Annotated in this window: 38 protein-coding genes and 2 tRNA genes; 5 read left to right on the top strand and 35 right to left on the bottom strand. The window is 64.8% G+C overall.

What is annotated here, in order from left to right:
* Positions 1–86: 86 nt before the first annotated feature.
* The 27 genes from C441_RS12200 to C441_RS12070 all read right to left on the bottom strand — a co-directional run bounded on the left by C441_RS12200 (position 87) and on the right by C441_RS12070 (position 16122).
* A complete protein-coding gene (locus tag C441_RS12200) occupies positions 87–1142 on the bottom strand; it encodes a tyrosine-type recombinase/integrase (protein ID WP_007275343.1) in 1056 nt (351 codons plus the stop codon).
* On the bottom strand, positions 1135–1785 hold the full coding sequence (locus C441_RS12195) for a hypothetical protein (protein WP_007275342.1): 651 nt from the start codon (positions 1783–1785) through the stop codon (positions 1135–1137). The genes C441_RS12200 and C441_RS12195 overlap by 8 nt, the downstream gene beginning before the upstream one ends.
* Positions 1786–1889: 104 nt before the next feature.
* Entirely contained in the window at positions 1890–3359 is a 1470-nt protein-coding gene (gene secY, locus C441_RS12190; RefSeq protein WP_007275341.1) for a preprotein translocase subunit SecY, read from the bottom strand.
* Between the two features lie 3 nt (positions 3360–3362).
* Positions 3363–3860 (bottom strand): uL15m family ribosomal protein, encoded by a 498-nt coding sequence (locus C441_RS12185; RefSeq protein ID WP_004969598.1) that lies wholly within the window; start codon positions 3858–3860, stop codon positions 3363–3365.
* Positions 3857–4321 carry a 50S ribosomal protein L30 gene (locus C441_RS12180; protein WP_007275340.1) on the bottom strand — a complete coding sequence of 155 codons (465 nt, stop codon included), beginning with the start codon at positions 4319–4321 and terminating at the stop codon, positions 3857–3859. Before C441_RS12180 ends, C441_RS12185 begins: the two co-directional genes overlap by 4 nt.
* Positions 4321–4965, bottom strand: coding sequence for a 30S ribosomal protein S5 (locus tag C441_RS12175; protein ID WP_049920563.1), 645 nt, complete (start codon positions 4963–4965; stop codon positions 4321–4323). Before C441_RS12175 ends, C441_RS12180 begins: the two co-directional genes overlap by 1 nt.
* Complete coding sequence (locus C441_RS12170) at positions 4962–5516, bottom strand: 50S ribosomal protein L18 (RefSeq protein ID WP_004969595.1); 555 nt, start codon at positions 5514–5516, stop codon at positions 4962–4964. The genes C441_RS12175 and C441_RS12170 overlap by 4 nt, the downstream gene beginning before the upstream one ends.
* Positions 5516–5971 (bottom strand): 50S ribosomal protein L19e, encoded by a 456-nt coding sequence (locus C441_RS12165; protein ID WP_004969594.1) that lies wholly within the window; start codon positions 5969–5971, stop codon positions 5516–5518. The genes C441_RS12170 and C441_RS12165 overlap by 1 nt, the downstream gene beginning before the upstream one ends.
* Positions 5971–6678, bottom strand: a complete 708-nt coding sequence (locus tag C441_RS12160) for a 50S ribosomal protein L32e (RefSeq protein ID WP_007275339.1) — start codon at positions 6676–6678, stop codon at positions 5971–5973. Before C441_RS12160 ends, C441_RS12165 begins: the two co-directional genes overlap by 1 nt.
* Positions 6678–7214, bottom strand: a complete 537-nt coding sequence (locus C441_RS12155; RefSeq protein ID WP_007275338.1) for a 50S ribosomal protein L6 — start codon at positions 7212–7214, stop codon at positions 6678–6680. The genes C441_RS12160 and C441_RS12155 overlap by 1 nt, the downstream gene beginning before the upstream one ends.
* Positions 7215–7218: 4 nt before the next feature.
* Complete coding sequence (locus tag C441_RS12150) at positions 7219–7611, bottom strand: 30S ribosomal protein S8 (protein ID WP_004042581.1); 393 nt, start codon at positions 7609–7611, stop codon at positions 7219–7221.
* A 2-nt stretch (positions 7612–7613) separates the two neighbouring features.
* Positions 7614–7790, bottom strand: coding sequence for a 30S ribosomal protein S14 (locus C441_RS12145; RefSeq protein ID WP_004042587.1), 177 nt, complete (start codon positions 7788–7790; stop codon positions 7614–7616).
* A complete protein-coding gene (locus C441_RS12140) occupies positions 7787–8305 on the bottom strand; it encodes a 50S ribosomal protein L5 (protein ID WP_004969589.1) in 519 nt (172 codons plus the stop codon). The genes C441_RS12145 and C441_RS12140 overlap by 4 nt, the downstream gene beginning before the upstream one ends.
* Entirely contained in the window at positions 8302–9003 is a 702-nt protein-coding gene (locus tag C441_RS12135; protein WP_007275337.1) for a 30S ribosomal protein S4e, read from the bottom strand. The genes C441_RS12140 and C441_RS12135 overlap by 4 nt, the downstream gene beginning before the upstream one ends.
* A complete protein-coding gene (gene rplX, locus C441_RS12130; RefSeq protein WP_004969587.1) occupies positions 9000–9356 on the bottom strand; it encodes a 50S ribosomal protein L24 in 357 nt (118 codons plus the stop codon). The genes C441_RS12135 and rplX overlap by 4 nt, the downstream gene beginning before the upstream one ends.
* A gap of 1 nt (position 9357) precedes the next feature.
* Entirely contained in the window at positions 9358–9756 is a 399-nt protein-coding gene (locus tag C441_RS12125; RefSeq protein WP_004042597.1) for a 50S ribosomal protein L14, read from the bottom strand.
* Positions 9756–10100 carry a 30S ribosomal protein S17 gene (locus C441_RS12120; RefSeq protein WP_042663561.1) on the bottom strand — a complete coding sequence of 115 codons (345 nt, stop codon included), beginning with the start codon at positions 10098–10100 and terminating at the stop codon, positions 9756–9758. Before C441_RS12120 ends, C441_RS12125 begins: the two co-directional genes overlap by 1 nt.
* Positions 10091–10522, bottom strand: coding sequence for a ribonuclease P protein component 1 (locus C441_RS12115; protein ID WP_007275336.1), 432 nt, complete (start codon positions 10520–10522; stop codon positions 10091–10093). Before C441_RS12115 ends, C441_RS12120 begins: the two co-directional genes overlap by 10 nt.
* The gene (gene rpmC, locus C441_RS12110; protein WP_004062417.1) at positions 10522–10734 is read right to left on the bottom strand and encodes a 50S ribosomal protein L29; all 213 of its coding nucleotides are present in this window, start codon (positions 10732–10734) and stop codon (positions 10522–10524) included. The genes C441_RS12115 and rpmC overlap by 1 nt, the downstream gene beginning before the upstream one ends.
* On the bottom strand, positions 10735–11643 hold the full coding sequence (locus tag C441_RS12105) for a 30S ribosomal protein S3 (protein ID WP_007275335.1): 909 nt from the start codon (positions 11641–11643) through the stop codon (positions 10735–10737).
* Entirely contained in the window at positions 11643–12104 is a 462-nt protein-coding gene (locus tag C441_RS12100) for a 50S ribosomal protein L22 (protein WP_004042608.1), read from the bottom strand. Before C441_RS12100 ends, C441_RS12105 begins: the two co-directional genes overlap by 1 nt.
* A 3-nt stretch (positions 12105–12107) precedes the next feature.
* Positions 12108–12530, bottom strand: coding sequence for a 30S ribosomal protein S19 (locus C441_RS12095; RefSeq protein ID WP_004974913.1), 423 nt, complete (start codon positions 12528–12530; stop codon positions 12108–12110).
* 2 nt (positions 12531–12532) lie between these two features.
* On the bottom strand, positions 12533–13258 hold the full coding sequence (locus C441_RS12090; protein WP_004042612.1) for a 50S ribosomal protein L2: 726 nt from the start codon (positions 13256–13258) through the stop codon (positions 12533–12535).
* A 2-nt stretch (positions 13259–13260) separates the two neighbouring features.
* Positions 13261–13512, bottom strand: a complete 252-nt coding sequence (locus C441_RS12085; protein ID WP_004042614.1) for a 50S ribosomal protein L23 — start codon at positions 13510–13512, stop codon at positions 13261–13263.
* Positions 13509–14255, bottom strand: coding sequence for a 50S ribosomal protein L4 (gene rpl4p / locus C441_RS12080; RefSeq protein ID WP_004969582.1), 747 nt, complete (start codon positions 14253–14255; stop codon positions 13509–13511). The genes C441_RS12085 and rpl4p overlap by 4 nt, the downstream gene beginning before the upstream one ends.
* 3 nt (positions 14256–14258) lie before the next feature.
* Positions 14259–15275, bottom strand: coding sequence for a 50S ribosomal protein L3 (locus C441_RS12075; protein ID WP_004969581.1), 1017 nt, complete (start codon positions 15273–15275; stop codon positions 14259–14261).
* 4 nt (positions 15276–15279) lie between these two features.
* Positions 15280–16122 carry a putative RNA uridine N3 methyltransferase gene (locus C441_RS12070; protein WP_007275334.1) on the bottom strand — a complete coding sequence of 281 codons (843 nt, stop codon included), beginning with the start codon at positions 16120–16122 and terminating at the stop codon, positions 15280–15282.
* Positions 16123–16411: 289 nt separating this feature from the next.
* Between C441_RS12070 and C441_RS12065 the strand changes: the two genes are divergently transcribed.
* Positions 16412–16482 (top strand) — tRNA-Gly (locus C441_RS12065).
* 12 nt (positions 16483–16494) lie between these two features.
* Positions 16495–16565: transfer RNA gene (locus C441_RS12060), tRNA-Gly, on the top strand.
* A gap of 397 nt (positions 16566–16962) precedes the next feature.
* On the opposite strand, the gene C441_RS12055 is transcribed toward C441_RS12060, so the two are convergent.
* The 5 genes from C441_RS12055 to C441_RS19955 form a co-directional block, all read right to left on the bottom strand.
* Complete coding sequence (locus tag C441_RS12055; protein ID WP_007275333.1) at positions 16963–17253, bottom strand: hypothetical protein; 291 nt, start codon at positions 17251–17253, stop codon at positions 16963–16965.
* 170 nt (positions 17254–17423) lie between these two features.
* Positions 17424–17675, bottom strand: coding sequence for a hypothetical protein (locus tag C441_RS12050; protein ID WP_007275332.1), 252 nt, complete (start codon positions 17673–17675; stop codon positions 17424–17426).
* A 71-nt stretch (positions 17676–17746) separates the two neighbouring features.
* Positions 17747–18031, bottom strand: coding sequence for a DUF7130 family rubredoxin-like protein (locus C441_RS12045; RefSeq protein WP_007275331.1), 285 nt, complete (start codon positions 18029–18031; stop codon positions 17747–17749).
* A 38-nt stretch (positions 18032–18069) separates the two neighbouring features.
* On the bottom strand, positions 18070–19128 hold the full coding sequence (locus tag C441_RS12040; RefSeq protein ID WP_007275330.1) for a YihY/virulence factor BrkB family protein: 1059 nt from the start codon (positions 19126–19128) through the stop codon (positions 18070–18072).
* 72 nt (positions 19129–19200) lie between these two features.
* Complete coding sequence (locus C441_RS19955; protein ID WP_167321012.1) at positions 19201–19368, bottom strand: hypothetical protein; 168 nt, start codon at positions 19366–19368, stop codon at positions 19201–19203.
* A 105-nt stretch (positions 19369–19473) separates the two neighbouring features.
* Here C441_RS19955 and C441_RS12035 point away from each other — a divergent pair, with 105 nt between their 5' ends.
* The 3 genes from C441_RS12035 to C441_RS12025 all read left to right on the top strand — a co-directional run bounded on the left by C441_RS12035 (position 19474) and on the right by C441_RS12025 (position 21337).
* Complete coding sequence (locus C441_RS12035) at positions 19474–19788, top strand: MTH1187 family thiamine-binding protein (protein WP_007275329.1); 315 nt, start codon at positions 19474–19476, stop codon at positions 19786–19788.
* 128 nt (positions 19789–19916) lie between these two features.
* A complete protein-coding gene (gene mch, locus C441_RS12030) occupies positions 19917–20849 on the top strand; it encodes a methenyltetrahydromethanopterin cyclohydrolase (protein WP_007275328.1) in 933 nt (310 codons plus the stop codon).
* Positions 20846–21337, top strand: a complete 492-nt coding sequence (locus C441_RS12025; RefSeq protein ID WP_049920562.1) for a hypothetical protein — start codon at positions 20846–20848, stop codon at positions 21335–21337. The genes mch and C441_RS12025 overlap by 4 nt, the downstream gene beginning before the upstream one ends.
* 39 nt (positions 21338–21376) lie before the next feature.
* Here C441_RS12025 and C441_RS12020 read toward each other — a convergent pair whose 3' ends face one another.
* The 3 genes from C441_RS12020 to pyrF all read right to left on the bottom strand — a co-directional run bounded on the left by C441_RS12020 (position 21377) and on the right by pyrF (position 24587).
* Positions 21377–22981: a GTPBP1 family GTP-binding protein gene (locus tag C441_RS12020; RefSeq protein WP_007275326.1), complete on the bottom strand. Its 1605-nt coding sequence runs from the start codon at positions 22979–22981 to the stop codon at positions 21377–21379.
* 141 nt (positions 22982–23122) lie between these two features.
* Positions 23123–23701, bottom strand: a complete 579-nt coding sequence (locus tag C441_RS12015) for a DnaJ domain-containing protein (protein ID WP_007275325.1) — start codon at positions 23699–23701, stop codon at positions 23123–23125.
* An 88-nt stretch (positions 23702–23789) separates the two neighbouring features.
* Entirely contained in the window at positions 23790–24587 is a 798-nt protein-coding gene (pyrF, locus tag C441_RS12010) for an orotidine-5'-phosphate decarboxylase (protein WP_007275324.1), read from the bottom strand.
* Between the last annotated feature and the right edge of the window lie 57 nt (positions 24588–24644).

The following is a 24644-nucleotide window of genomic DNA, read 5'->3' as shown; positions in this document are numbered from 1 at the left end:
CAGAAGAGATGATTAATCGGTTAACCTCTCGAACTGTTGATTACGATGGAATCCGAGGAGGATTCCTGTTTTATCCAAGTAACTAATCACTCCTCAAGCGCGTCACGATATGCGTCGTGTGCCAATCCCCAGTCCTCGCGCACATATTTTAACGTGGTATCTATCTTGGCGTGGCCTGCCATCATACGAACCCAGTTCAGATCCATGTCCGTCTCATTGACCAGCTGTGTGATGCGACTGTGCCGGAGCCGGTGAGCTGTGATGAGCCACTGTTTCACCTCTCCTGATGGCTTCCGCGTCAATGGCTCCTGAATCCCAGCGCTATGGGCCGCTTCTTTGACGATTCGGCTGATATGGGTTGGTCGCATCTGATCACTATGGCTCGTCAAGAACAAGTAGGGACTCTCTTCCGCGTACTTCGAGGATCGTGATCGGTGTGTTTCAAGCCACTTGAACATGAGCCGGTCAAGGTTCTTCTCCCACCAGACGTGTCGATGGTAGAGTTTTGGATGGTCTTCTTGATTCAGCTTCGATGATCGAATTTTGATGTCTCGCTCTTCAAAGTCGATATTATCGATGCGAATACGTGACAACTCGTCGCTTCGAAGTGCTGTTTGCCACAACAACCTACAGATGAGTTCGTTTCGAACCGAAATCGGATCTTTACCTTCCACCTCCGAGAAAATGAGTTTGATTTTCTCGAACGGCAATGCAATGACGTCGCTTCGTCCTTGCCTGCTCAGCACACGGACATATTCTGCAGTTTGTCTGACATCGTAGTCTCTTCTCAGATTGATTTCCGCAGTTGGATTCTCCTCGATTTCCACACCAGAGTTCGGGTCATGGAGATGATAGTGGTAATACTTTGAAACCGTCGCTACACGCCTGATGAGCGTAGTATCGGCGTATTTGGAAAGTCCCTCGACAATATAACTTCGAACATCATTCTCTTCGACTTCGAATGGATCGATCTGATTCTCTTCGCACCAAAATAACCATGCACGGACCCCTGCTTTAAGTCGGTCAGAAGTCGTCTCTTTGTCTGCGTTCGGATCCACCCACTCTTCATAATCGTCGTACAGGCCTTCATACTGGTCCAGTGTGTACTCTTGCTCGAACTTGCCCTTTTCATTTCTAATCATCGTTCACCTCCGAAGACCAATCTGATTCGTCTGTCTCAACAATCTGCTCTCGGACGTCTGGTTCGTCCGGTGTCTGGAACCAGCAGCGCACACCGTCTCTCACCACACTATCAACGGTGGGTTCCTCTTGTTCGAGATGACGACAGGCTTGACGGACAAGTCTCTCAGAAACATCGATGTGTGAAGCAATATCCGGGGCTGTGGTCAAAATCAGGTCGCCGTTTTCCGGTGACTGACGCGATGTCTCATTTATATCCGGGAGAGCGTTTGGATTCCAGACAACGGGCAACAAATCTTGCACATCAGCAGCCAGTCGCAGGAACTCCATGCGAGACAGGTTGTCCATTTCTTCCTGAGAAGATTTGTACATCTCACTGGAGATTGTGGACACCTGTTCTTTCAGCTCGCCCAACTCCGATTCAAGAGGAGTGAGATCCACTCGGGCCTCCGACTCGGTATCATCTTCCAAAACCCAGTGAGACGAAACGGTGTTATCAACTGCTGATTCAATCAGAGCAGTCAGGTTTCCTCGGTAGTGTTCGAGTGCGTATTCCAACCACTGAGCTTTCTTGTCTTTCGGGACTTCGAGGTGGACGTGCGGGGAGATGTCGTCAATGTTGTCATCCTGACCAGATGGCCTCATGGCTCATCGTGGTCGAACAGACTGACTTAAACGTCCGCAAATGTGTCAAGCGCTGCGAAAGAAAAAACGAACCGGAGATTTTCTCCGGGTTGTTGGCTCAGTGTTTATTCCGAGCCAAACATCTGGCGCATCATCGGGTGCATCTCCATGAGCTGTTCCTCCGCGATCTCCTCGTACAGCTTGTACGTGATGGAGACCGTGAGGAGCAGTCCCGTCCCGGAGACTGCACCGATGGTGCCGAGCATGTTCGCCATGACGGCGAGCAGGCCGACGAGCGCGCCACCGATGACGGTCACCTGCGGGATGTACCGCTCCATGACCTTCTCGATGACCTGCGGGTTGCGGCGGAAGCCGGGAATCTGCATCCCGGAGTTCTGAATCTGTCGCGCGGTCGATTCCGGACCCATGCCCGTCGTCTCGACCCAGAAGATCGCGAACACCGCGCCACCGACGATCATGAAGATCAGGTCGATGAGCACGCGGATGGCGATGTCGAGCGGGTCGGCCGACGTGAGGCCGAGGAACCACATCCAGTCGGAGCGCGACTGGATGGGCGCGAGGTAGTAAAACAGGCCACCGGTGACCTGTCCACCCGTGTACTGGCCGAGCCAGGCGGGCATGCCGACCCACCCGCTGTTGAGAAACCGGCCGAGGAACTGGATGTTCGCCTGCAGGGCGCGAACGAGGATCATCGGCAGGACGCTCGCGTAGATGAGCTTCACGGGGAAGCGACCGCGAGCGCCCTTGACGCGAGCGTGCGAGAGGGGAATCTCGACGCGGACGCTCTCGGCGTAGACGACGATGCCGAAGATGAGCACCGTCGTGATGAGCGCGAGCAGTTGGCCCTGACCGAGGAAGATCGTCGACAGCAGGTCGGTCGGCGAGGCCGGCAGTTCGATGGCACCGGTGACGATGCCGATCCACGTCGGGAAGAACCCGGACGCGCCGCCGAGGCCCTGCCAGCTGAACAGCCCGCCGACGAGCTGTTGGCTGACGCCGGCGATGATGAACAGGCCGACGCCGGAGCCGACGCCCCACTTGCTGACGATTTCGTCCATGAACAGGATGAGGACGCCGCCGACGGCGATCTGCGCGAAGATGAGACTCCGAACGCCGAACGTCCCGATGCCGAGCGACGTCGCGACGGCCTGGTCGGCCGGCAGGAAGTTCCCTGCGAACACCATCGGCAGTCCCGTCAGGCAGATCATGACTCCGACGAGCAGTTTCTGGAGGCCCTGATAGAGGACCTGATCGCGCGGGTTGTTGTCCGTGTCGAGTCCGAGCAGGTCAGCACCGCCGAGCAGTTGCAGGACGATGCTCGCCGTGACGATGGGGCCGATACCCAGTTGGAGCACCGAGCCCTGCTGGCCGGCCAAGATGGACCGGAACTGACCGAACAGGTCGTTCGCCGTCGCGGCGTCGAGGCCGAACAGCGTCACGTTCGTCAGGAAGAAGTACAAGACGAGGATGCCGCCGGTCCACCCGAGCTTCCGGCGGAACGGGACGTGTCCCTCCGGTCGGGCGACTGCGGGCATCCGCGAAAGCACTGGTTCGGCGGCGTCCTTCCATCCCATGATTTATTCCTCGTCGTCTTCGTCGGCGTCGGCCGATTCCTCGGCCTCGGCCGCTTCTTCAGCGCGTTCGGAGAGTTCGGCGTCGCCGCCTGCCTCTTCGATGAGTTCGACGGCACCGGCCGTGAAGGCGTCGGCGACGACGTGCAGTTCGTTGCGGACCTGCCCGCCACCGAGCACCTTCACGACGTCGGCTTCCCAGCCGTCTTCGGCCACGTCGCGAGCGTCGACGACGTAGGTGTCGCCGTCTTTCTCGGCGACTCCGTCGGCCGCGAGGAGCGCCGCGTCCTCGTCGAGCTTCTGGATCTTGACTTCGGCGACGTCGTCCTGTAGGACGTCGGGTCGCTTGAAGCCGTGCTTGCCGAGCGGCTCGTAGTTGTGGAACTCGTGTTTGTCGCGTCCGGCGCGGCCGCGGCCGCCACGGTGACCGGCGCCACGCCGGTTCTTGTGGGTACCGCCGCTGTGCGTGCGGGAGCCGCGTTGGCGTCGCTTCTTGGACGTCATCGCATGTCCTCCAGGAGTTCGTCGATCTGTTCGGTGCTGTGCTTACCGAGCTGGCCACCTTCCTTGGTGACGTGCTTCTGTCCGCGGTGACCGCCGCGCGGCGGGTGCAGACGGAGCACGGGGGAGACGCCTTGCTTTCGCAGGGTCGTCTCCTCGTCGACGATGGCCTGCGCGAGCGCGGCCACATCGTCGTAGTCGGTGTTCTCGGAGACCCACTCATCGGTGATGTCGCCGTCGCCCGACTCGGGCTCGGCGCGCGTGCTGATGAGGGTCTCGACGACGTCGACGCTCGGTTCCCCGTGCGCGACGAAGTCATTGACCTTCGAGATCATTCCGCGGTAGGCGTCGGTTTCCGGCACGAACGTCGCGTGGTTCACGCGGTGGATGTTGAGCATCGTGAGCGTGTCGCGGACGTCCTGTGCGATGTTGACCTCACCGCGAAGCTGAACGATAGCCTGCATTATTCGCGCACCTCCTGACGGACTTCGCGAGCGCGCCGCGGCGTGCGGGACTGCGACGCGTTCTTGAGCGCGTTGTAGGTCGCCTTCGCGAGGTTGACCGTGGTCCGGGTGTTCCCGTCGCTCTTGGTCCAGGCGTCCTGGATGCCGGCGAGTTCGAGGATGTTGCGGACGGTCTCTGCGGCCGCGAGGCCGAGGCCCTGCGGAGCGGGGATGATGCGGACCGTCACGGAGCCGGCCTTCCCCTCCGCCTTGCGCGAGAGGGAGTTGAGGCCGCCTGCGCGGTCTTCCCACGACCCCGAGCCGCGGTCCACCTTGATGATGTTCAGTTTCGCCACCTCGATGGCTTTCTGGATGGCACCGCCGACCTGGTCGTCGCGGGCCTCAGCGTAGCCGAGGTAGCCGTCACGGTTCCCGACTGCGACGACACACCGGAACTTCACCCGGCGGCCGGAGTCGGTCATGCGCTGGACCATGTTGATGTCGAGCACCTCGTCGTCCAGTCCGGGAAGGAGCTGGTCGACGAGCTGGGGTTCCTTGAGCGGAAGTCCCGTCTCGAGCGCCTGGTCCATCGACGTGACGTCGCCGTTCTGCACCATGCGGCCGAGCCGCGTTCGCGGCTCCCAGCCGTTGTTATTTCTGCTCATTCGTCCTCCTGAAGGTTCCCGAGCACTTCGTCGAAGTGGTCGGGGAGGTTCGTGGCATCGAAGTCTCCACTGTAGAGCGGCTCGTCGAGCTGCTCTGCGTACTCGGCGATGTGGACACCGCGGTTGCGGTCCCAGTCAGCGAGCACTGCGTCGTTGTGGGGGATTTCGAGGCCAGCGTCGATAGCACCCTCCTGCACCGCGAAGACCTTGTTCCCGGGCGTGGCCGTGTTGAGGCCGATGTCGAGGACCGCTTCCTCGACGCCGGCGGCCAGCGCCCGCTTACCTGCCAGATACCCCGTGAGGTACGCGCTCGGGAGGTTGCCCGTGGGGGCTTCCCAGCCGTACTCGTCGAGGTCGGCAGAGGTCGCTGCAGCGTGGGTCTCGTCGCCCTGCGGGCCCGGAGTGACCAGCTGCGCCCTGACGTGCTTGTTGCTCACGCGAGCAACGAGGCGGGGCTTGCCCGATTTCAGCAGGCGCAACCTTTGATGGTAATCGGTCCGGACTTCGCGGCGACGCCGCATCGGAACCTTGTATCGTGGTCCGGTCGCCATTATTGAATCTCCACCTGGTAGTTGTTCTGAATGTACGCTTCGAGCCGGTCCACGCTATCGAATTCGCCACCGGACGCCTTGTTGTAGAGCGAGCGGTACTGGGAACGGTCGAGCGTTCCGTCCTCGCGAAGCTCCTTCAGGCGACGGCGCTGGGCGCGGATTCGGCTGACCCATGCGTCTTTCTTGTTCTGTCGAGCGCCGGAACGGCCCTTGCGGGAGCCGGCACCCTTGCGGTGACCGTAGGAACGCTTGGCGGCGCGCTCGCGTGCGCGACCCTTCGAGTTGCCCTTGGCGTCCTTGGCGCGAATCGTGCCCTCGTCGACGAGTTCACGGATGTCTTCGCGCGTGATAGCCTCCGCGATTTCGGACTGTTCCTCGGGGTCGAACCAAACTCGACCCTTGCCGACGTCGAGGACGTCGGCCGCCATTCGCTTCTGCGCTTTGAGGTCCGTCATCAGTTGTCCACCTCGACTTCGACGTAGGTGGGGTTGAGGACGCGAATCTCGCGGTCCTCACACGCTTCCTCGATGCGCTCGCGCTTGCGCGCGCCGACCGAGGAGGCGATGCGAACTGCCTGCGTATCACCGTCGATGCCTTCGAGATCGTCCGTGTTGAACACGCGGACCTCCTCGAAGCCCGACGGGTGAAGGCCGCGGGCGGCCTTCGGCGTGCGGTAGCCCGCCTCGACCTTGGGGCCCTTGCCCTTGATGCCGATACGCTGTTTGGAGAGACCGCCACGGGGGCGACGCCACGACTTGGGCGTGCGCTTCTTCTTGTGGTGGTCCTGCCGGTTGAACTGCGGCTTGCCCTCGCGGCGCTTCTGCGCCAGGGCTTCCGCGGTTTCGTCGTCGAGCTGGGGCTTCTTGTCCGCGTGACCGCGGGGCTGAAGCTCCGTCTCGACTTCTTCGGCTTCCTCTTCCTCAGGCTCGGCTTCGGACTCGTCTTCGACTTCGGCCTCGGACTCGTCGGAGACCTCGAGGCCACCGACGTCGGCTTTGATACGCGCGGCGAGCGCGTTCCCGATGCCGTCGACCTCGGCCAGTTCGGACTGGCTCGCGGCCTGTACGTCGTCGACGCTCTCGAAGCCGGCTTCGCGGAGTGCGTCGGCCTTCGACGGGCCGACGCCGCTGATGTCTTCGAGTTCGGTGATTTCTTCCGACATTAGGCATCACCAGTCTGCGGTTTCTGGGTGATGTACACGCCGTCGGTGAACACGCGAGTGTCCTTGTCCTTGACGCGGGTGAGTTGTTCGATGTCGGCGGCGGTCTGCCCGACGTCCTCCTTGTTGGAGCCCGTCAGGGTGAGTTCTTCGCCGTCGACCTGTACGTCCGTGTCGCCGCGAATCTGCGCTCGTCGCGGGGACTTCTCGCCGAGGAAGTTCTTGATGACCACGTCGCTCCCTTCGACACTAACCTGCATCGGGAAGTGAGCGTAGTGGACTTCCATCTTGTACTCCCACCCTTCGGTCGCGCCGTGAAGCATGTTGTTCACGTGGCTCTCGAAGGTACCGATGGTCGCGTTGGTCTTCGCGTTCTCGACGTCGCTCTCGATGACGACAGCGGCGTCTTCGGCGGAGACCGTGACGTTCGGGTACCAGAGGCGCTTTGTGACGCTTCCGTTGGGGCCCTCGATGGTGAGCTCGAGGTTCTTGACCTCGGCGGATACCTCGTCCGGGATTTCGATTTCTATTCGGCTCATTGTTCTAGTAGACGTAGGCGATGATCTGGCCACCGATGCCCTTCTCGCGGGCCTCGTAGTGGCTCATGACGCCGTGGCTCGTCGTGACGATGAGCGCGCCGTAGTCACGGGCGGGGAGGAATCGCTTCTCCCATTTCTCGAAGTCGTCGGCTCCGGCGGAATACCGGGGCTTGACGACGCCACAATCGTTGATTGCGCCTTTCAGTTCAACCTCGAACAGACCGGCCTTGCCGTCGTCGACGAACTCGAAGCCGTCGATGTACCCGCGGTCGTAGAAGACCTCGAGGACGGAGCCGATGATGTTGGAGGCGGGCTGGATCTCGTGGGACAGGTGTCCGACGCTCTCGGCGTTGTCCACACCGGAAAGCGCGCTACTGAGTGGGTCGTTGTCAGCCATTCTTATCGGTACTTCTTGAATCCCATCTCGCGGGCGATCTCTCGGAAGCACTGGCGGCACAGGTTGATGTCGTACTTGCTGACAAGTCCCTGTTTTCGACCGCAGCGCCGGCACTCGTTTTCCTGGCCGGTGCGGCGGGACGCGTGCTCGCCCGTCTGTTCTGTTTCGCTATCGCTCATTCTTCAACCTCCACGTCGAACGTGGACTCGATGAACGCGACGGCGTCCTCGACGGTCATCCGGTGGGACGACGGAATCTGTCGGGAACGCTTGTCGCGCTTTTTCACTCGGTAGCCGGGGCGGACGAGGTTGACCGTCACGTCCAGCCCGTAGATACCGATCTGCGGGTCGTACTCCTGGCTTGGGAACTCCGTGTGCTCTTCGACGCCGAAGCCGAAGTTGCCAGTCTCGTCGAACGACGAGACCGAGAGGTCCGCGATGGGGAGTGCGGTTTCGAGGAACTCGACGGCGGTGTCACCGCGGAGGGTGACCTTCGCGCCGACGGGTTCGCCGCGGCGAACGCCGAAGTCCTGCGAGGCTCGGCCGGAGATCGTGCGAACGCTCTCCTGACCGGTAATCTCCTCGAGGATGTCCTCGGCCTTGGCGAGTTCGCGACCGCCTTCGCCGACGCCCATGTGGACGACGACCTTCTCGATGCGCGGGTCGCGCATCGCGTGGAAGTCAGCCTCGCTCATTCGTCATCACCCGTGAAGTTCTCGTCGATGACGACGACGTACTGTTCGACCGTCTCGAACTCGCCGTCTTCGGTCTCGACGACAACGGAGTTGTTCCCGCTGCCGGGCGTGACGATTATCTCTGTGACCTCGCCGATTTCGCCAGCATGCTGCCCGTTGACAGCTGTGACGAGCGCGCCTTCCTCGTAGGGGAAGTGCGCGACGACGTCCTTCGTCTCGTTGTCGACGACGATGGAGTCCTTGCCGCTGTACTCCGAGGCGTCCTCGACGACGAGGGTCGCCCCGTCGTGGAGCGTCAGCTGGAAGTCGCCACCGGAGACCTGCGTCTTGTTCACGATCTTGCCGAGACGGCTGGATGCCGAGTCGGCGTCGATGGGCGTCAGCGCCAGGCGGCCTCCCTCGTCGGGGAAGACGCGGTAGTACTCCTCTCGCTGGACGAACGCCAGGATGTCGAACATCCCGATGGGACGGCGGACGTCGGAGGCCACGTCGCCGTTGACCAGAATACTCTGGTGGTTGAGGGCGTACTGGGCCTCCTTCTTCGAGTCAACGTAGCCGAGCACGTCGCGCAGGACGATGATGAGGGGAACCCCCGCCTCGCCGTGCGGACCCGCTCCGGCCTTGACCGTGAACGTGCCTGTCTTGCGCTCGACCGGCCAGGACTTCGGTACGGACAGTCGCTTCTGGTGTCGAGTCATTCGTTATCCTCCTTGAGTCGGGCCTCGCGCACGTCGTCTTCGAGGTCCAGTTCCGTCACGCGGACGTTACTGGCCTGAAGGGGGCGTGGGGCCTCCTCGCCGTCGGCTTTCTCAACGGTGACGCCGTCGACGTAGATGACGGCGTCCGTGAGGTCGACCTCGGTGACTTCGCCTTCGTCGCCGGCGAAGTCGCCGCGGAGCACCTCGACCGTGTCGCCCGCGTTGACGCGGACGTTACGGTTGCCGTACTCCTCGCGGAGGTCGGCCGACAGCGGTGCGCGGACCTGCTTTTGCCGCTCGTGGAGCGGCGCGTCGCGAATCTGGGTTCGCTGTTTGCGCGGTTGTCGAGTCATACTATACGATCATCGTAGCCGTCGATGCGATACTCCCGAAGCGCTCGGCGACTTCGCGTGCGACGGGACCCTTGATTTCGGTCCCGCGAGGCTCTTCCATCTCGTCGATGATGACGGCGGCGTTGTCCTCGAACTTCACACGCGTGCCATCGGGCCGGCGGATGGATTTCCGCTGGCGGACGATGACAGCTTCGAGCACCTGGCGGCGCATCTCGGGGGTACCTTTGGTGACCGAGACGGTCACCTTGTCCCCGATGCCTGCCTTGGGGTGGCGGTTCTTCGTACCGGAGTAACCCGCGACGCTGATAATCTTCAGTTCACGAGCGCCGGTGTTGTCGGCGCACGTGACCAGCGAGCCACGGGCGACACCCTTGGTGATGTCCGCTTTGAGCGCTTCCATCACTCGTCACCTCCGATAATCTCGACGACGACGTGGGATTTCGTCTTCGAGAGAGGTCGGGTCTCCGCAATCGTTACTTCGTCACCGACAGCGACGTCGTCGAGCACGCCCGGCACGTGTGCCGGGATGCGGGAACGTCGCTTCATGTAGCGGTCGTACTTCGGAACGAATACGTCGTACTCCCGCTCGACGATGACGGTCTTTGCCATGTCCGTCGAGACGACCGTCCCCTCCAGGGTCTGACCCCGGACGGAGAGCGAGCCGTAGAACGGACATTTTTCGTAGTCGTAAGCCTCGGAATCGTCAGGTTCCGGAGGCATTGGAACGTCAAGTCCTATCGCCATTTCGAGTCACCTGTAGTTTCGGTGCGCAGGGCGGGTCGTGAGAGCAGTTGTGCGCCATCCACCGTAACGTAGGCCACACCCTCGCAATTCCCGGAACGGGAAGCCGCCGATGATGAGTCGGCGAGCCGGCCAGACTGACTGGCATCAAATCCGCCAGTAGTATCCGACCGAAGTTTGGACGCGGTCCCCGACGCCTTCGCGGCGCCGGCGGCTTCATCTGTACGCGGAATCTCAAATTCGAAGGTCGCCCCTCGTTTCGGCACCTGCCGCACCCGAGACCCGTCGTCGAGCATGAACGTGTGCATCGTCTCGACGACGATGCGACCGGCTATCCCGACGAGGTCGGGGTTCGCCGCGTCGACGACCTCCACGTGGAGGCCGTTGAGTTCGTGTCGCGTGAGAGTCTCGGGTGTGAGTGGCATTATTCTTCGTCGAGGTCGCCTTCTTCGCCCTGAATCGTCTTGATTCGGGCGATGGTCTTTTTCAGTTCAGAGACGCGGCCGGGGTTCTCCGGCGCGCCGCCCGCGGCCTGAACGGCCTTCGCGTTGAGCAGTTCCGTCTCGAGCTCTTCGAGCTCGGCGGTGCGCTCTGCGGGCGTCATGTCGCGAATCTCTTCGGTGTAGAGGATCGCCATTTATTCTTCCTCCGTTTCGTCGTCTTCGTCTTCCATCTCCGAGACGAGGTCGGCCGCCTCTTCGGCGACGTCTTCGTCGAGTTCCTCGTCGTCGTCGACGACTTCCTCGACCGCTTCGTCCTCGTCGTCGGCTTCGTCGTCGACGACTTCCTCTTCGACCGCTTCGACGGCCGCTTCCTCGACGACGTCTTCGTCGATGGCGTCCGTCTCGTCGTCGTCCTCCTCGGAGACGTCCGGAACTTCCTCCGGCTCCTCTTCGAGGAGGTCCTCGACGCTTTCGGTCTCTTCGATCTGTTCGACCGCCTCGGGGTTGGCGTCTTCCTCGACTTCGAAGTCGTCGGGGAGTCGCGCACCCGGCGGGATGATCTTGACCGTCACGCCGATGGTGCCGAGCTTCATGACTGCGACGCCCTGGCCCTCGTCGACGATCTCCTGTGCGGGCTCGCCGTTGTGCTTGATGTAGCCGCGGTTGAACTTCTCCACGCGGGAGCGAGCGCCCGTGACCTTTCCGGAGAGGACGATCTCGGCACCGAGGGCGCCGGCGTCCATGATGCGGTCGATGGTCGTGTGACCCGCCTTACGGAAGTACCAGCCGCGTTCGAGCGCGTTGGCGAGGCGGTCGGCGACGATCCGGGCGTTGAGGTCCGGCTCGTCGACTTCCTGCACGTCGATCTGGGGGTCGTCGAGGTTGAATCGCTCTTCGAGTTCGCGGGTGACCTTACGGATGTTCTTCCCGCCTTTCCCGATGACCATCCCGGGCTTTTCGGCCTTGAGCACGATCTGGGTGCCCATCGGCGTCTTGGCGACGTCCATGCCGCCGTAGCCCGCTCGACCGAGCTCTTCTGCGAAGAACTCGTCGATCTGGGACCGCTGCAGTCCGTTCTCGATGAATTGGTGTTCGTCAGCCATTATTCCTCGACCTCTTCGATGATGAGTTCGACGTCACAGATTGGGGTGTTCCACGGGTCCGCCCGACCGAAGGCGCGGGGCTTGCGACCCTGACGTTCGCCGACCTTGTGGGCGGCGACGTGCTTGATCTCCATGGCCGGTCCGTCGAAGCCCTGTTCGGTCGCGTTGTTGCGAACGTTTTCGAGGAGTTCGAGGAACGCCTTGGACGCCTTCTCGGGGTACCGTCCCGCGTCCCAGCCGTCGATGTCGCTTCGGTGACCGACGCCGGAGTTGTGCTGCTTGAACGGAACCGACCGCTCGCCGTCGATGACGGCTTCGAGGTACTCCTCTGCGTCGGCGACGGGCATCCCCTTGATGGCTCGGGAGATGGCCTTGCTGTGCTTGATGCTGATGGGCCGGTCCCGGAGCATACCCTTGGCCGTGGTGTCCGGGTCGGCCTCGACGCTGTAGTTGATTCCCATGGTTTACTTGAGGGGCACGAACTTCGAAGACCGGGTCGCGCCGATACCGGCCTGACCGTGCTCGACCGAGCTACGGGTCAGCTGGAACTCGCCCAGGTAGTGACCGATCATCTCGGGCTGAATCTGGGTGCGCTCGAACTCCTGACCGGTGTAGACGGCGAAGGTAAGACCGACGAATTCGGGGAGAATCGGCATGTCGCGCAGGTGCGTTCGAATGGGCGTGTTAGCCGTCTCCTCTTCCGTCTTGTCCTGAGCCTTCGCGAGCAGTTTCTCGTGCTCGGCCGACAGGCCTCGGGTGATGGTTCGCCGCTGACGAGCGGGGAGCAGTTCCGCGACCTCGTCGAGCTCCATATCCTGCAGCTCGTCGAGCGTGTAGCCGCGGTAGGTGAACTCACCTTCGCGGCCGGTGCGGTATTGCGTACTCATGGTTACTTACCTCCCTTGCCACCGCGACCGGTGCGTTTGGAGGCGATGTCACCGACCTTCCGGCCCGGCGGAGCGTTCCGCGAGACGGACTTCGGCTGACCGGGGTGTTGCCGGCCGCCGCCACCGAACGGGTGGTCGACGGCGTTCATAGCAACACCACGCACGCGCGGCCACTTGATACCGCGCGCTTTCATCTTGTGGTACTTCTTGCCTGCCTTGACGAACGGCTTTTCCGTGCGGCCGCCACCGGCGACGACGCCGATGGTGGCTCGGCAGTTGGGGTTGAGGCGCTTGACCTCGCCCGACGGGAGCTTCACGATAGCGACCTTGCGGTCGTGCGAGAGAAGCTGCGCGCTCACGCCGGAGGCGCGGGCGAACTTCCCGCCGTCGCCGGGCTGGTGCTCGACGTTACAGACGGGGACACCTTCGGGAATCTCGGCGAGCGGCAGGGTGTTGCCGGGCTTGATCTCGGCGGAGACGCCGATCTGAAGCTCTTCGCCGACGGAGATACCCTCGGGTGCGAGAATCATGCGCTGTTCGTCCTCGAACTCGACGAGGGCGATGGGCGCACTGCGTGCGGGGTCGTGCTCGATGCCGACGACCGTACCCGAGATCGTGTCTTTGTCTTCGGACTTCTTGTGCGACAGCTCGGCCTTGTAGCGGTGCGACGGCGCCCGGAACGTGGACGTACCGCGACCGCGACGCTGGCCCTGAATTCGGCGTCCCATGGTTAGAACACCCCGATACGCGACGCGACTTCCTGCGCGTCGTCGTCTTCAGAGAGACGAACTGTTGCTTTCTTTTTGCCTTTCATCGTGACCTGCGTGTTGACCTTCTCGACGGTCACGTCGTAGCGCGACTCGACTTCCGACTTGACGTCGGACTTCGTCGAGTCGATGTGGACGATGAACTGGAGCTTGTTGTCGAAGTCCATCTGGTTCATCGCCTTCTCCGTGACCAGCGGGTGTTCGATGATGCTCATCGTTCTGCGACCTCCTCGAGCGCGCTCTCAGTGAACAGCGTGAGGCGGCCGGCGTGGGTGCCGGGCGCGAGGTCCTCGGCGGAGACGTTCGCCGCGGTGGCGACGTCGACGCCCGCGAGGTTGCGAGCCGCCTTCGAGGGCTCGTCGGCCGTCACGAAGAGGATGGACTTCGGACGGGTGTACTTGCGACCGCGGAGCTTGCCCTGGCCGCCCTTGACCTTCTTGTTCTCCTCGGAGCGCTCGATGTCGTCGTAGACGCCGAGGGACTGCAGGAGGTCGACGACCTCCTTCGTCTTGACGAGGTCCTCGAAGTCGTCGGAGACGACGAGGGGGAGCTCGACGTCGTCGTCGAAGCGGTGACCGCGCTCGGCGACCAGCTCGGGGTCCGTCGTGGCGGCGAGCGCCGAGCGGACGGCGAGCTTACGCTCCTTCGTGTTGATCTCCTTCCCCTGGTCCTTTTCGGCCTTCGGCGGGTGAGCGCGGCGGCCGGAGACGGCGTGCGGGACGCGTCGGGCGACGCCGTTCTGGCGTGGGTCGTGGGACATCCCACGGCCACTGCCCATGGACTCTGCCGGGGTTCGAAGTCCGGCGTAGGGGTCGGCACCGTACGGCTGTTTTCGGTTTGCCTGCGCGGCGATGACGGCACGCTTGATGAGGTCCGGACGGTAAGCCGTCTCGAAGACCTCGGGCAGGTCGATACTGCCCGCGTCGTCGCCGTTCAGGTCTCGGATAGTTGCCTGCATGGTTTAACCCTGGTTCGATGCGGTAGAGACGTAGCGCACCTCGGGGTCGAGGCGCGGCTGGTCGTTCGGCCGGATGGCCGGGCGGAACCGCAGGAGGCGCTTGTTGGGGCCCGGGAGCGAGCCCTTGATGAGCGCGTAGGAGCCGTCGACCTCGCCGTAGTTGACGAAGCCACCGTCGACGGAGGCGTCGTCGCCCTCACCGAGGTCGATGAGGCGCTTGTTGAGCTCGGTGCGCTGGTGGTAGCCAGTCTGACCGAGTTGCGGAACCGTAGAGCGGACACGGGACGGGTTCCAGGGGCCGAGGTTGCCAATACGGCGTCTCCAGCCCTGGCGGGCGTGCTTGCCCTTACGCTTCTGGACGCCCCATCGCTTGACGGGACCCTGCGTACCCTTACCCTTCGTGACACCCGCGGCGTCGAGGTACTCGCCGGCGCGGAACACGTCGGACATCTCGTGTTCGCCGCCCTCGGCAACGAGGTCGAGGGCGAAGTCGGCGCGCTCCACCATGGAGCCGCCGCCGACGCGAGTCTCCATCACGTCGGGCTTCTTCTTGGGCACGTTCGCGAGCTCGGAGGGCACCGTGTGCGTGATGACGCGGAGGTCATCGACTTCGCCGGCCTCGACGGCCTCGCGAAGCGCGTCGGCGTCCGAGTCGAACGTGTCTTCTGCCGGCAGGTCGAGGACGCGGTCGAGTTCGTCGTGGAACTCGCCCGCCCAGACCTCGGTCTGCGGCTTCATACCGTACGGCGTCTGCTCGTAGGCGCGAAGGGCGACGGCGCGCATCGGCGGCGTCTCGACGACGGTCACCGGGACGGACTCCTCCATTCCTTCGCGGGGGGAGTCTGCCTCGTCGTTGACCATCATCACGTGGGTCATACCGGCCTTGTAACCGGCGAAGCCCTGCAGCGCGGGAGAGCCGTCGTCGGACGGCCACGACTTGATGCGTGGAACCTCCTTGACTGCTCGCTTGCGCGGGCTGAAGCCCATCGAGCCTTTTCGTGGTCTGCTTGGTTGTGGCATGGATTCACTCCGTGAGTGTCAGGGAGGCGAGGGAGGCGAACATCGCTTCTTCTGTTCGCACGACCTCACTGCCCTGTCGCGGAATCGTATTGAGCCAGAGGTCGAACCCCGGACCAACGGAAGGTTCGACGTCTGCAACATCCTCGGGAGGCATCCCGAGCATGTCCGGAAGCCCACGGCCCGGCGACCCGAAGACGACGGTCATGCCGCCGGCATCGGTGATGCGGGCCGTCAAGTCACCCAATGTGGGGACCGACAGCGGTTCGCCATAGCGAGACGTGGCGATTCGCACGCCCGCATCCGGCCTGCCGAGTGCTTCCGTGAGGTCCATGCGGGATACGTCGAAGCCCGGACGGGGCTCGTCGACGATCCGCGCACGGACCGGTTCTCGCGAAGAGATCCTGACAGCGACGCGCTCTCCCTCTGTGAGGTCCATCCCGGGAGGGACGAACAGGGAGATCGGGTGTTGCATTCCGCAATTGACCCGAACGCGGTCGTCAGGTCCGACCTCGGTCACGATTCCTTCTCGCAACGCGGGCGACTCGTCGGAGTCGTCCGCGGTCGTAGACGCGACGAGAACGGGCGGCAAGATTCCAGCGTAGCGGAGTTCGTCGCGCTTGCCCCAGACCTCCTTGCGGAGGTAGGGGGGCGTCGCGGCGTACCGAAGTACGGTTTCGACGAACTCGCCGCCCCACTTGTTCTCGCCGTCTTCGTCGGGGAAGACGACGAGTTCGTTCGCCCGGAAGACCGCCGCCGCGCGGGCGACGTAGCCGAGTTTGCGAGTTGCCTCGCGTTTGTCTTCGGCTTCCCGGACGAGTGAGGACGGCACGAGTACGCTGAGTTTCATGCCGGGTTCATCCTCGTCTCGTCTAGACTGTGGCGTTTGTACCGGGGGCCTACCTAAAAGAGTAGCGAATCCGTTCTGGGGTGATAGAGCGTCCCACGACCCAGTTTGCGGGAGATTGGCGAATGTCGCGTGGTACATAATTACACGGTCGGCGACAGGTCGCCGAGGGCGAATCTCACGTGGTAGCAGGTGGCGCGCCGTCGCCCGATTTCTCCCCCGTTTCGCAAGCCTTATTTATCAACCCGACACTATCGAGTAACGCAGTAGCACGCCACGATACACGCGGAATGCGCTGGTAGTGTAGTGGTATCACGTGACCTTGCCATGGTCACAACCTGGGTTCAAATCCCAGCCAGCGCACTTCCACCACATGCGTCGGTAGTGTAGTGGTATCACGTGACCTTGCCATGGTCACAACCTGGGTTCAAATCCCAGCCGACGCACTTCTACAACGAATCTACCTTCCGAGCGACCGCTGTGCGTGTCGCTCGGACTGTGAGTTGTGAATGCGGGACGCTGGGATTTGAACTAGCGAGCGAACGCGAGTGAGCGAGTGGAGTTCAAATCCCAGCCGACGCACTTCTGCCGAACACAAACCTCCGAGAGACCTCCGTGTCTCTCGGTCTTGAGGCTGTGTGCGGGACGCTGGGATTTCGAACCCGACGAGACGCAGTTCCGAGCATCGCGAGGAAATCGTCTCGGCTCGGCTCAAACCCCGTCTCACCGACTCGACCGCCGGTCTCGCCGGTGCGCCTGCGTTCATCTCACGGTGCTCGGTGAACTCCCGGCCGACGCACGTCTCCGAACGCAACCCCGTCAGCGACGCGCCCCCGGAAACTCTCACGTTTCGTCCCGCGTCCGCCACCACCAGGCCATCGCGGCCACGCCGGCGACGAGGACGACGACGGCGAGCGCGTCGAGGGCGTAGTTGAGCGGCGTGCCCGTCGGCACGACCCCGCCTTGCGTCACCTGCAAGAGGGCGTACGAGAGCCACGTGAGACACATCCCGACGAGGAGAACCGCCCGCGTGCCGGAGAGCTTCTCGCGCCGATACTGCACGGCCGTGCCCGCGAGGAGCAACAGGTACGCGACGAGCAGGGGGAGCCCCCCGAGGTCGGTGAGGGGGCTCATGATACGGTCGGGAACGTCACGAGGGCGATGAGTGCGGCGGCGACGACACCGGTCACTCGCGCAATTCGGGAGGGCAGACGGACCATACGCCACGTCCGCAGGGGGTCTACTAAGTAGTTGACACTAATGCCCGAGCGGACCGTCCCGTTCTCGCACGCGCGGGCGAAGAATCAGTAGCCGAGCGTGTCGGCCGTCTCGATTCGCTCGATGCCGTCGAGTTCGCACAGGTCGGAGACGGCCGACTCCGCGAGCGAGACAACGACGCCGCCGAATCGGAGTTCACGTTCGAGGCTTCCGCCGAGCGACTCGACGCGGGTTTCGAGCGCCTCGCGGGCGTCGTCCGCTGGTTCGACGCGGAGCGCCACGACCTCGCCGTCCAGAGGGTCGTCGCGCATGCGACGGACGGGGTGAGAGAGGTACATATCCGTGGATCGTCGGCCGGCGGGAAAACGGTCGCGGTCGGCCGGTGGCGGACCGCGCTCGACCGAGGGGGTCAGTCCTCAGTGAAGTAGAACAGCGCCTCGCGGCCCGCGCCGCAGTCGGGACACGACGACGGGAACGCGGTCAGCGAGCCGAGTTCGCCGCAGTCGTCACACCGCCAGACGAGTTGCGCCTCGCCGAAGTTCTTCTCGGGCAGTCGCCGGTGTTCGACGACGGTCGGGGGTCGGACCGCTCGCGAGGCAGTTTCGGCGGTCGTCTCGGTGGCCTCCCACTTCGTTCGGTCCTCTTCGAGTGGTCGCGCCGGCTGGGTCGGGCGGGCTGGTGTCTTTATTGCCATAGTGTCGCATACGCACGCCAGTCCCATAACGCCCGTCGTCATTCCTCGTGACTGTCAGGCCACGAGGACCATCTGAGTTCCAGTCTGACGGGGCCCTCCGGCAGGAACCGACTGGTTTCGGTGTCCGTGACGACCCGCTCTGGCCGGGGAAGTGTGACCGACTCGTCGCCGACGCGAAGCGTCAGGTCCTCGTCGGGCGCGGCCGCAACGAGGCGGTCGAGTCGCTCGATGGCCGCGGTCACTTCCCCGCGAGTCACGGTGTCGACCTGCGAGTCGAGGGGGACGCCGCCGAACAGCGGGCGAACGTTCACGTCGCGCGAGCGGTTCGACAACACCGCGTTGACGGCCGCGCCGAGGAGGATGACGAGCCCGCTGAAGTAGAGCCACGTCAGGAGGACGAGGATGCCGGCGACGACGCTCGATTCGGGGGCGCGACTGCTGAACTCGACGTAGAGCCGGAACAGCGACTCGAAGGTCGTCAGGCCGACGGCGGCGACGAGCGTGCCGGGGACGACCTCCAGATAGGTCACGTCCTCGTCGGGGAAGATGTAGTACATCGGGTAGAACGTCACGAACAGGACGCCGACGAGGAGGCCGCGGTAGACGGCCCACCCGAGCGCCCCGTCGAGCGCCGGGAGCGCGGACTCGATGAGCGCGCCGGCGACGACGGCGACCGCGACGGTGACGAGCACGACGATGCCGTCGGAGAGTTGGTCGGCGAAGGTGTTGGCCGCTTCCGACTCGTAGATGTCTGAGAAGGCGGTGTCGAGGCCGCGAAAGATGCGGAGCGTCCCCCACACCAACACGAGCACCCCGACGACGGAGAGGCTCGCCAGTTGGGTCGACGACTCCAGTTCGGCGACGATGACGTCGCCCGCGCCGGGGGTCAAGACGGACTGGATGACGGCGATGACGCTCTCGCGGAGACCGCTGTTACCGGTGGCGGAGACGGCCGCGAGGACGAGCAGGAACAGCGGTAACAGCGAGACGAACGCTCCGTAGGCGATACTGCCCGCCATGAAGGTGAGCCGCTCGGTCCGGACCTCGTAGGCGATGGCCCGGCCCAGCGTGAGCGCTCTCTCGACGCGCGGATTCATGGGCGCTGATACGTCGGCTGACGAGAAAAGCGCGATGCGCGCCCGGTCGGCGGCGGCTCTCGGTGAGAGCGACTACCGACGGACGGCGAAGACGGCGACTGCCAGTCCCAAGACGGCACCCGTCACGGTCCACTCCGCCGCGTAGCCGACGGCCCCGCCGATGGCCGAACCGAGGGTGACCCCGCCGACGACGTTCGCCCCCAACACGAGCGCCAGCCGAGTGAGTTGGCTCTGGAACATATCGGAATCTGTGGCTGTTCGAGGTCATAGCCTCGTCGGTTCGGTCGCCGGCCCGGCTGGCTCGGCCCACCCCGTTTTACTACCGCGTGCCGCGTTGGTACGGCCATGACAGTCATCGCCATGTTGAGCGTCGCACCGGTCGTCGAAGGGAGCATGTCGGGCGAGGTCGCAAAGGCCGTCGCGGCCCTCGACGACTTCGACGTGGCCTACGAGACGAACCCGATGGGAACGGTCATCGAGGCCGACGACATCGACGAACTGCTCGCGGCGGTCGGCGCGGCTCACAAGGCGGTCGACGGCGACCGCGTGAGCTCGTTCCTGAAGATAGACGACAAGCGCACGAAAGACCAGACGGCCGCCGACAAGGTCGACGCCGTCGAAGCCCACCTCGGGCGGGAAGCGAGACGCGACCGCGAGTAGCTTCGCGGGCCGCGGCGACCCGCCACGCGGGTCCGCCGTGCGAGACACGAGACACGAGACACGTCCACGCGACCCGGAGCGGTGGGTGACTGACAAACCCTTTAGCCGAAGGCGCGCAATCGCCTCGCATGGACAGCATCAATCGGATGGCCATCGAACTGGTCGACGAGGCGCTCGACTTCGCCGGAGAGCTCGGCATCGAGGGCTACGAACTCGACTCGGGCGCGACGGTCATCGACTTCGGCGTCGACGCCGACGGCGGTGTCGAAGCGGGGATGCTCCTCGCGGAGATTCAGACCGCGGGTCTCGCCACGGTACAGACGCGGATGGGCGAGGTCGCCGGCACGCCCCGTCCGCACGTCGAACTCTCCACCGACCGCCCGGCGCTCGCGCTCCTCTGCTCGCAGAAGGCCGGTTGGGAGCTCACCTTCGACGGCTTCGACGGTCTCGGCTCCGGCCCGGCCCGCGCGCTGGTCGGCGAGGAAGAGGAGTTCCACCACCTCGGCTACTACGACGAGTTCGACCTGACGGTCCTCGCCGTCGAGAGCATCGACCTTCCGACCGACGAGGTGGCCGAACACGTCGCGGAGACGACCGGCCTCGAACCGAGCGCCGTCTTCCTGCCGACCTACGCGACCGGCTCGCTCGTCGGAAGCGTCACGGGCGCGGCCCGCGCCGCCGAACTCGCCGTCTTCAACCTCTTCGAGGCGGGGTACGACCCGACGAACGTCCTCTCTATCAACGGCTCCGCCCCGCTCGCCCCCGTCAGCTACGACGAGAGCGTCGCCATGGGTCGGACGAACGACGCCGTCGCCTACGGCGGGCGCGTCCACGTCACCGTCAGCGAGGACTTCGACGACTTCGACCGCGCGATATCCACGGCCGGGGCTGACTACGGCGTTCCGTTCGAACAGCTGTTCGAGGACGCCGACTGGGACTTCGGCGAGGTCGACCCCGACGTGTTCGGCCCCGCGCAGGTCACGGTCGACGTGGTCGACGGGCCGACGTACACCCTCGGCGAGACCGACGAGGACGTGCTCGCCGAGTCGTTCGGACTGTGAGGCGCAAGCCGGTCCCGCCCGCGCCTGACTCCCTCGACCGACTGTGGGACGCCCACCGCGCCGTCCCCCTGATTCCGGGGTCCGAAGACGACTGCTGTGGCCGAGTGGCGACCCGACTCGACGTGACGCCCGACGAGGGCCGCGACTGGCTCGTGTTCTGCCAGTCGCTCGGCCTCGCCCGCGAGGTGAGCCGCGGCTTCGAGCGCGTCCGCGACGACCCCGACGCCGACGACCTGCGGAGCGCGTTCGAAGAGAACGTCTTCGGCGCGCGCGAGGCGCTCGACGCCCTCGGCGACGAGCCGACGTCCGCGGACGCGGTGTTCGAGGCGTTCGAGCCGACCGTGCCGAACTGGGAGCGCCACCGCGACCCCGAGGGGTGGGAGTCGCGCTGGCGCGACAGAGTCGCGCGGCTCCTCGACTGGGCGGTGCTGTTCGACGCGGCGGAAAACCGACCGGACGGCTACGTCGCGGTCGAAGACGCGGCCTGACCGTCGGCGAGGCGAATCTGCGTCGCCGTCCGTGCTATTCTAGTCGACCTTCGTCACGGTGCCGACGCCCTTGGACCGCCCCTCGCGGAAGACGAACCGCTGGCCCACCTCGACGAAGTACGAGCGGAACTTGAACTCCACGCGGGTCGTGCCGGTGTCGCCCGGCAGGAGCCGCCCGCCGTCGGGGTGGAAGATTGCCGCCTCGGAGATGGTTTCGAGGTGGACGACCGGCTCGTAGCCCTCCTGAATCCGCGTCGGGTGGTTGAGCACCATCACGTCGGCTTCGAACTCGCGGACGGCGGCTGGCTCCGAGTCGGCGGGGAGGAGCACCATACCGCGTTCGATTTCGGACTCGCGGACGCCCTTCAGGGCGATGCCGACGATGCGGCCGGCGTTGGCCCGGTCGACCCGGTGGTAGTGCATCTCGATGGAGCGGACCTCGACCTCGCGGAACTCGCCGTCGGACATCGGTCCCAAGAGCAGTGTGTCGCCGGCCTCGACCGCCCCGGAGTTGACCGTGCCCGAGGCGACCGCGCCGACGCCCGTGACCGAGTAGGTCCGGTCGATGTACATCTTGAACTCGCCCTCGGCGGCGCTCCGCTTCGGGAGCGCCTCGAACAGCCGGTCGAGGTCGTCGAGGCCGTCCATCGTGACCGCGCTCGTCAGGAACAGCGGGACGACCGACTCGCTTATCTCCTCGACGGCGGCGTCGACGCCGTGGCGCTCGACGCTCAGGGGCGTCCGGCCCACGTCGCGGAGGAGGCGCTCGACCTCGCGTTCGACCTCGGCGGCGCGCTCCTCGGAGACGGCGTCGACCTTCGTGATGGCGACGACCGTCGGAAGCTCCATGGCGAGCAGGATGCCGAGGTGTTCGCGGGTCGTCCGCGTCGGGCCGTCGTCGGCGGCGACGACGAGCAGGCCGTAGTCGAGGCGTTGGCCGACGAGGCCGCGAATCGTCGTTCGGAGCCACGGCTCGTGGCCGACGGTGTCGACGAACGAGACCAGTCGGTCGGCCTCCTGGACGACCTGCGCTCGGTCGGACTTCCGGTGGGGGTTGCGCATGTGGACCGGGCCGTCGTCGGCAAAACCGTAGACGGCGTACGAGAGGTCCGCGGACAGGCCGCGTTCGACCTCGTGGGGTTGCACGTCGAGGAACGACCGCGTGCCGCCGTTGCCGTTGTCGGCCTGTCCGGTCACGAGCGAGCCGACGAGCGTCGATTTGCCGTGGTCGACGTGGCCCGCGGTGCCGACGACGATGTGGTCGTCGTCCACGTCGAGCATCGCGCCCTCGCGGATGGTCGCGACGCCGACGAGGCCGCGCTCGGCCGAGTCGCCGACGCCCCACGTCTCCACGTCCTCGATGTGCGCCCCGGCCTCCTCGGCCAGAAGCGACAGCACGTCCATGGTCTCGGAGAAGTCGTCCGGCGGGATGCCGGCGATGCCGCCGTCGTCGGTGACGCCGACCACGTAGGTCGCCACGCCGTCGCCGGAGAGCACTCGGTGTCTGAGTTGCGCCGCGAGCGACTCCATCCGGCCGTCGGACAGGTGAACGGCGCGGGTGAGGCGTTCTTTGAACTCGACGTTTCCGCCTTCTTCCTCACCGCGCTCAAGGGCCTCGTCCAAGAGAGCCCGATCCGCGCTCATGGACTCGGGTAGGAAACCGACCGTGAAAACGCTTTCCGCGGTAGCGATTGCCATGAGACTGTAACACAATCGAGACGGAAGCGACGCGAACGCGCCCGACGAGACGTGTGGCGGTCGAATGCGAGAGGAAACGAGACGCGCTCAGTCGCTCAGTCGCTCGTATGCCCGGTTGACGCGCTTGAACGCCTCCTCGTCGCCGGTCTTCGAGTCCGGGTGCGTCTCCTTGACGCGCCTCCGGTAGGCGGCTTTCACCTCGTCCGCGGAGGCGTCGTCGTCGAGGTCGAGCGTGTCGAGGGCTTGCCGTCGGCTCATACCGCGTCGCGGCGGGCGGACGTTCGGCCCGTCGCCGCGAGTTCGCTGTCGGCGGCGGCGTTCGCCGCCGAATCCGCCGTCTGGACCGAACCGCCCGGCGCGCGGTCCCTCTTGTGGGTCGCCGCGGGGCCCAGCGCCGAACCCGCCGGTCTCCCGGCGGTCGCTCCGCCGTCGCTCCGACCGGAAGCCGAACCCGCCGCGTCCGGCGTCGGCGCGGACGCGCGTCCGGCGGAACCGCTCGTGGAGGCGGCCGCTGACGTGGGCGTACATGAAGTAGGTCGTCGCGCCGAAGGGGAGGGCGACGAACAGCAACAGGAGCTGTCGGTAGGCGAACGCCAACACGACGAGGAGCATGGTGATGCCCGCGAACACCGCCGCGAGCCCCATGACGAGTCGGTCTCGGTCCACGGGCGCAGTTAGGGTCGCACGGTGGTAAACGTCTCGCCGGGGCGCGACCGCCGGACGAGGCGGCCGAGAAACCCGCCCACGCGTCGCCTCAGCGGTACTGATTCAGTCGCTTTTTGAGGCGCTTGGCCGCCTGCCCGGCGGCCTTGTCGAAGTCCTCGCCGCGGTCTTCGCCGGCGAAGATGATGCCGCGAGAGGAGTTCACGAGGCCGACGCCGTCCGCGAGGCCGAACTCGACGGCGGCCTCGGCGTCGCCGCCCTGCGCGCCCACGCCGGGGACGAGAAACGGCAGGTCGGGCACCTGCTCGCGGAGGTGCTCCAGTTCGTCGGGGCCGGTCGCGCCGACGACGAGGCCGACGTTCCCGTGTTCGTTCCAGAGGGCGCAGAGCGCCGCGACGCGCTCGTAGAGGGGTTCGCCCGAGTCGAGTTCGAGCGACTGGAGGTCGGAGCCGCCGGGATTCGAGGTGCGGCAGAGGACGAACACGCCCTTGTCCTCGCGGGCGAGGAACGGCTGGACGGAGTCGCGGCCCATGTAGGGGTTGACCGTGATGGCGTCGGCGTCGTCGAGCAGGTCGGCGTACTTGCGGGTCGTGTTGCCGATGTCGGCGCGCTTGGCGTCCAAGAGGACCGGCACGCCCTTGCCGTGGGCGTAGGCGATGGTCTCCCGCAGGGCGCGCCAGCCGTCTTCGTCCTCGTAGAACGCCGCGTTCGGCTTGAACGCCGCGGCGTGCTCGTGGGTCGCGTCGATGATGCGGCGGTTGAACGCCCAGCGCGGGAGGTCCTCGTCGATCAGGTGCTCGGGGATGCGGTCGATATCGGCGTCGAGGCCGACCGAGACGACGCTGTCTGTCGCCTCGATGCGGTCGCGGAGGTCGTCGAAGAAGCCCATTGCCCGCGAGTGCGACGACCGAAAGTAAGGGGTTTTCCCTTCGCTCCGGGTGGACCG

It is taken from the genome of Haloferax sulfurifontis ATCC BAA-897 (assembly GCF_000337835.1).
Classification (GTDB): Archaea; Halobacteriota; Halobacteria; order Halobacteriales; family Haloferacaceae; genus Haloferax; species Haloferax denitrificans.
This window is presented reverse-complemented; position numbering and strand designations above follow the sequence as displayed.

Excerpts from the sequence above, each read along its gene's own strand:
- C441_RS12200 (WP_007275343.1), bottom strand. The coding sequence starts at position 1,142 with ATGATTAGAAATGAAAAGGGCAAGTTCGAGCAAGAGTACACACTGGAC.
- C441_RS12195 (WP_007275342.1), bottom strand. The coding sequence starts at position 1,785 with ATGAGGCCATCTGGTCAGGATGACAACATTGACGACATCTCCCCGCAC.
- secY (WP_007275341.1), bottom strand. The coding sequence starts at position 3,359 with ATGGGATGGAAGGACGCCGCCGAACCAGTGCTTTCGCGGATGCCCGCA.
- C441_RS12185 (WP_004969598.1), bottom strand. The coding sequence starts at position 3,860 with ATGACGTCCAAGAAGCGACGCCAACGCGGCTCCCGCACGCACAGCGGC.
- C441_RS12180 (WP_007275340.1), bottom strand. The coding sequence starts at position 4,321 with ATGCAGGCTATCGTTCAGCTTCGCGGTGAGGTCAACATCGCACAGGAC.
- C441_RS12175 (WP_049920563.1), bottom strand. The coding sequence starts at position 4,965 with ATGAGCAGAAATAACAACGGCTGGGAGCCGCGAACGCGGCTCGGCCGC.
- C441_RS12170 (WP_004969595.1), bottom strand. The coding sequence starts at position 5,516 with ATGGCGACCGGACCACGATACAAGGTTCCGATGCGGCGTCGCCGCGAA.
- C441_RS12165 (WP_004969594.1), bottom strand. The coding sequence starts at position 5,971 with ATGACGGACCTCAAAGCGCAGAAGCGAATGGCGGCCGACGTCCTCGAC.
- C441_RS12160 (WP_007275339.1), bottom strand. The coding sequence starts at position 6,678 with ATGTCGGAAGAAATCACCGAACTCGAAGACATCAGCGGCGTCGGCCCG.
- C441_RS12155 (WP_007275338.1), bottom strand. The coding sequence starts at position 7,214 with ATGAGCCGAATAGAAATCGAAATCCCGGACGAGGTATCCGCCGAGGTC.
- C441_RS12150 (WP_004042581.1), bottom strand. The coding sequence starts at position 7,611 with ATGGCTGACAACGACCCACTCAGTAGCGCGCTTTCCGGTGTGGACAAC.
- C441_RS12145 (WP_004042587.1), bottom strand. The coding sequence starts at position 7,790 with ATGAGCGATAGCGAAACAGAACAGACGGGCGAGCACGCGTCCCGCCGC.
- C441_RS12140 (WP_004969589.1), bottom strand. The coding sequence starts at position 8,305 with ATGAGCGAGGCTGACTTCCACGCGATGCGCGACCCGCGCATCGAGAAG.
- C441_RS12135 (WP_007275337.1), bottom strand. The coding sequence starts at position 9,003 with ATGACTCGACACCAGAAGCGACTGTCCGTACCGAAGTCCTGGCCGGTC.
- rplX (WP_004969587.1), bottom strand. The coding sequence starts at position 9,356 with ATGACTCGACAACCGCGCAAACAGCGAACCCAGATTCGCGACGCGCCG.
- C441_RS12125 (WP_004042597.1), bottom strand. The coding sequence starts at position 9,756 with ATGGAAGCGCTCAAAGCGGACATCACCAAGGGTGTCGCCCGTGGCTCG.
- C441_RS12120 (WP_042663561.1), bottom strand. The coding sequence starts at position 10,100 with ATGGCGATAGGACTTGACGTTCCAATGCCTCCGGAACCTGACGATTCC.
- C441_RS12115 (WP_007275336.1), bottom strand. The coding sequence starts at position 10,522 with ATGCCACTCACACCCGAGACTCTCACGCGACACGAACTCAACGGCCTC.
- rpmC (WP_004062417.1), bottom strand. The coding sequence starts at position 10,734 with ATGGCGATCCTCTACACCGAAGAGATTCGCGACATGACGCCCGCAGAG.
- C441_RS12105 (WP_007275335.1), bottom strand. The coding sequence starts at position 11,643 with ATGGCTGACGAACACCAATTCATCGAGAACGGACTGCAGCGGTCCCAG.
- C441_RS12100 (WP_004042608.1), bottom strand. The coding sequence starts at position 12,104 with ATGGGAATCAACTACAGCGTCGAGGCCGACCCGGACACCACGGCCAAG.
- C441_RS12095 (WP_004974913.1), bottom strand. The coding sequence starts at position 12,530 with ATGAGTACGCAATACCGCACCGGCCGCGAAGGTGAGTTCACCTACCGC.
- C441_RS12090 (WP_004042612.1), bottom strand. The coding sequence starts at position 13,258 with ATGGGACGCCGAATTCAGGGCCAGCGTCGCGGTCGCGGTACGTCCACG.
- C441_RS12085 (WP_004042614.1), bottom strand. The coding sequence starts at position 13,512 with ATGAGCATCATCGAACACCCGCTGGTCACGGAGAAGGCGATGAACCAG.
- rpl4p (WP_004969582.1), bottom strand. The coding sequence starts at position 14,255 with ATGCAGGCAACTATCCGAGACCTGAACGGCGACGACGCGGGCAGTATC.
- C441_RS12075 (WP_004969581.1), bottom strand. The coding sequence starts at position 15,275 with ATGCCACAACCAAGCAGACCACGAAAAGGCTCGATGGGCTTCAGCCCG.
- C441_RS12070 (WP_007275334.1), bottom strand. The coding sequence starts at position 16,122 with ATGAAACTCAGCGTACTCGTGCCGTCCTCACTCGTCCGGGAAGCCGAA.
- C441_RS12055 (WP_007275333.1), bottom strand. The coding sequence starts at position 17,253 with ATGAGCCCCCTCACCGACCTCGGGGGGCTCCCCCTGCTCGTCGCGTAC.
- C441_RS12050 (WP_007275332.1), bottom strand. The coding sequence starts at position 17,675 with ATGTACCTCTCTCACCCCGTCCGTCGCATGCGCGACGACCCTCTGGAC.
- C441_RS12045 (WP_007275331.1), bottom strand. The coding sequence starts at position 18,031 with ATGGCAATAAAGACACCAGCCCGCCCGACCCAGCCGGCGCGACCACTC.
- C441_RS12040 (WP_007275330.1), bottom strand. The coding sequence starts at position 19,128 with ATGAATCCGCGCGTCGAGAGAGCGCTCACGCTGGGCCGGGCCATCGCC.
- C441_RS19955 (WP_167321012.1), bottom strand. The coding sequence starts at position 19,368 with ATGTTCCAGAGCCAACTCACTCGGCTGGCGCTCGTGTTGGGGGCGAAC.
- C441_RS12035 (WP_007275329.1), top strand. The coding sequence starts at position 19,474 with ATGACAGTCATCGCCATGTTGAGCGTCGCACCGGTCGTCGAAGGGAGC.
- mch (WP_007275328.1), top strand. The coding sequence starts at position 19,917 with ATGGACAGCATCAATCGGATGGCCATCGAACTGGTCGACGAGGCGCTC.
- C441_RS12020 (WP_007275326.1), bottom strand. The coding sequence starts at position 22,981 with ATGAGCGCGGATCGGGCTCTCTTGGACGAGGCCCTTGAGCGCGGTGAG.
- pyrF (WP_007275324.1), bottom strand. The coding sequence starts at position 24,587 with ATGGGCTTCTTCGACGACCTCCGCGACCGCATCGAGGCGACAGACAGC.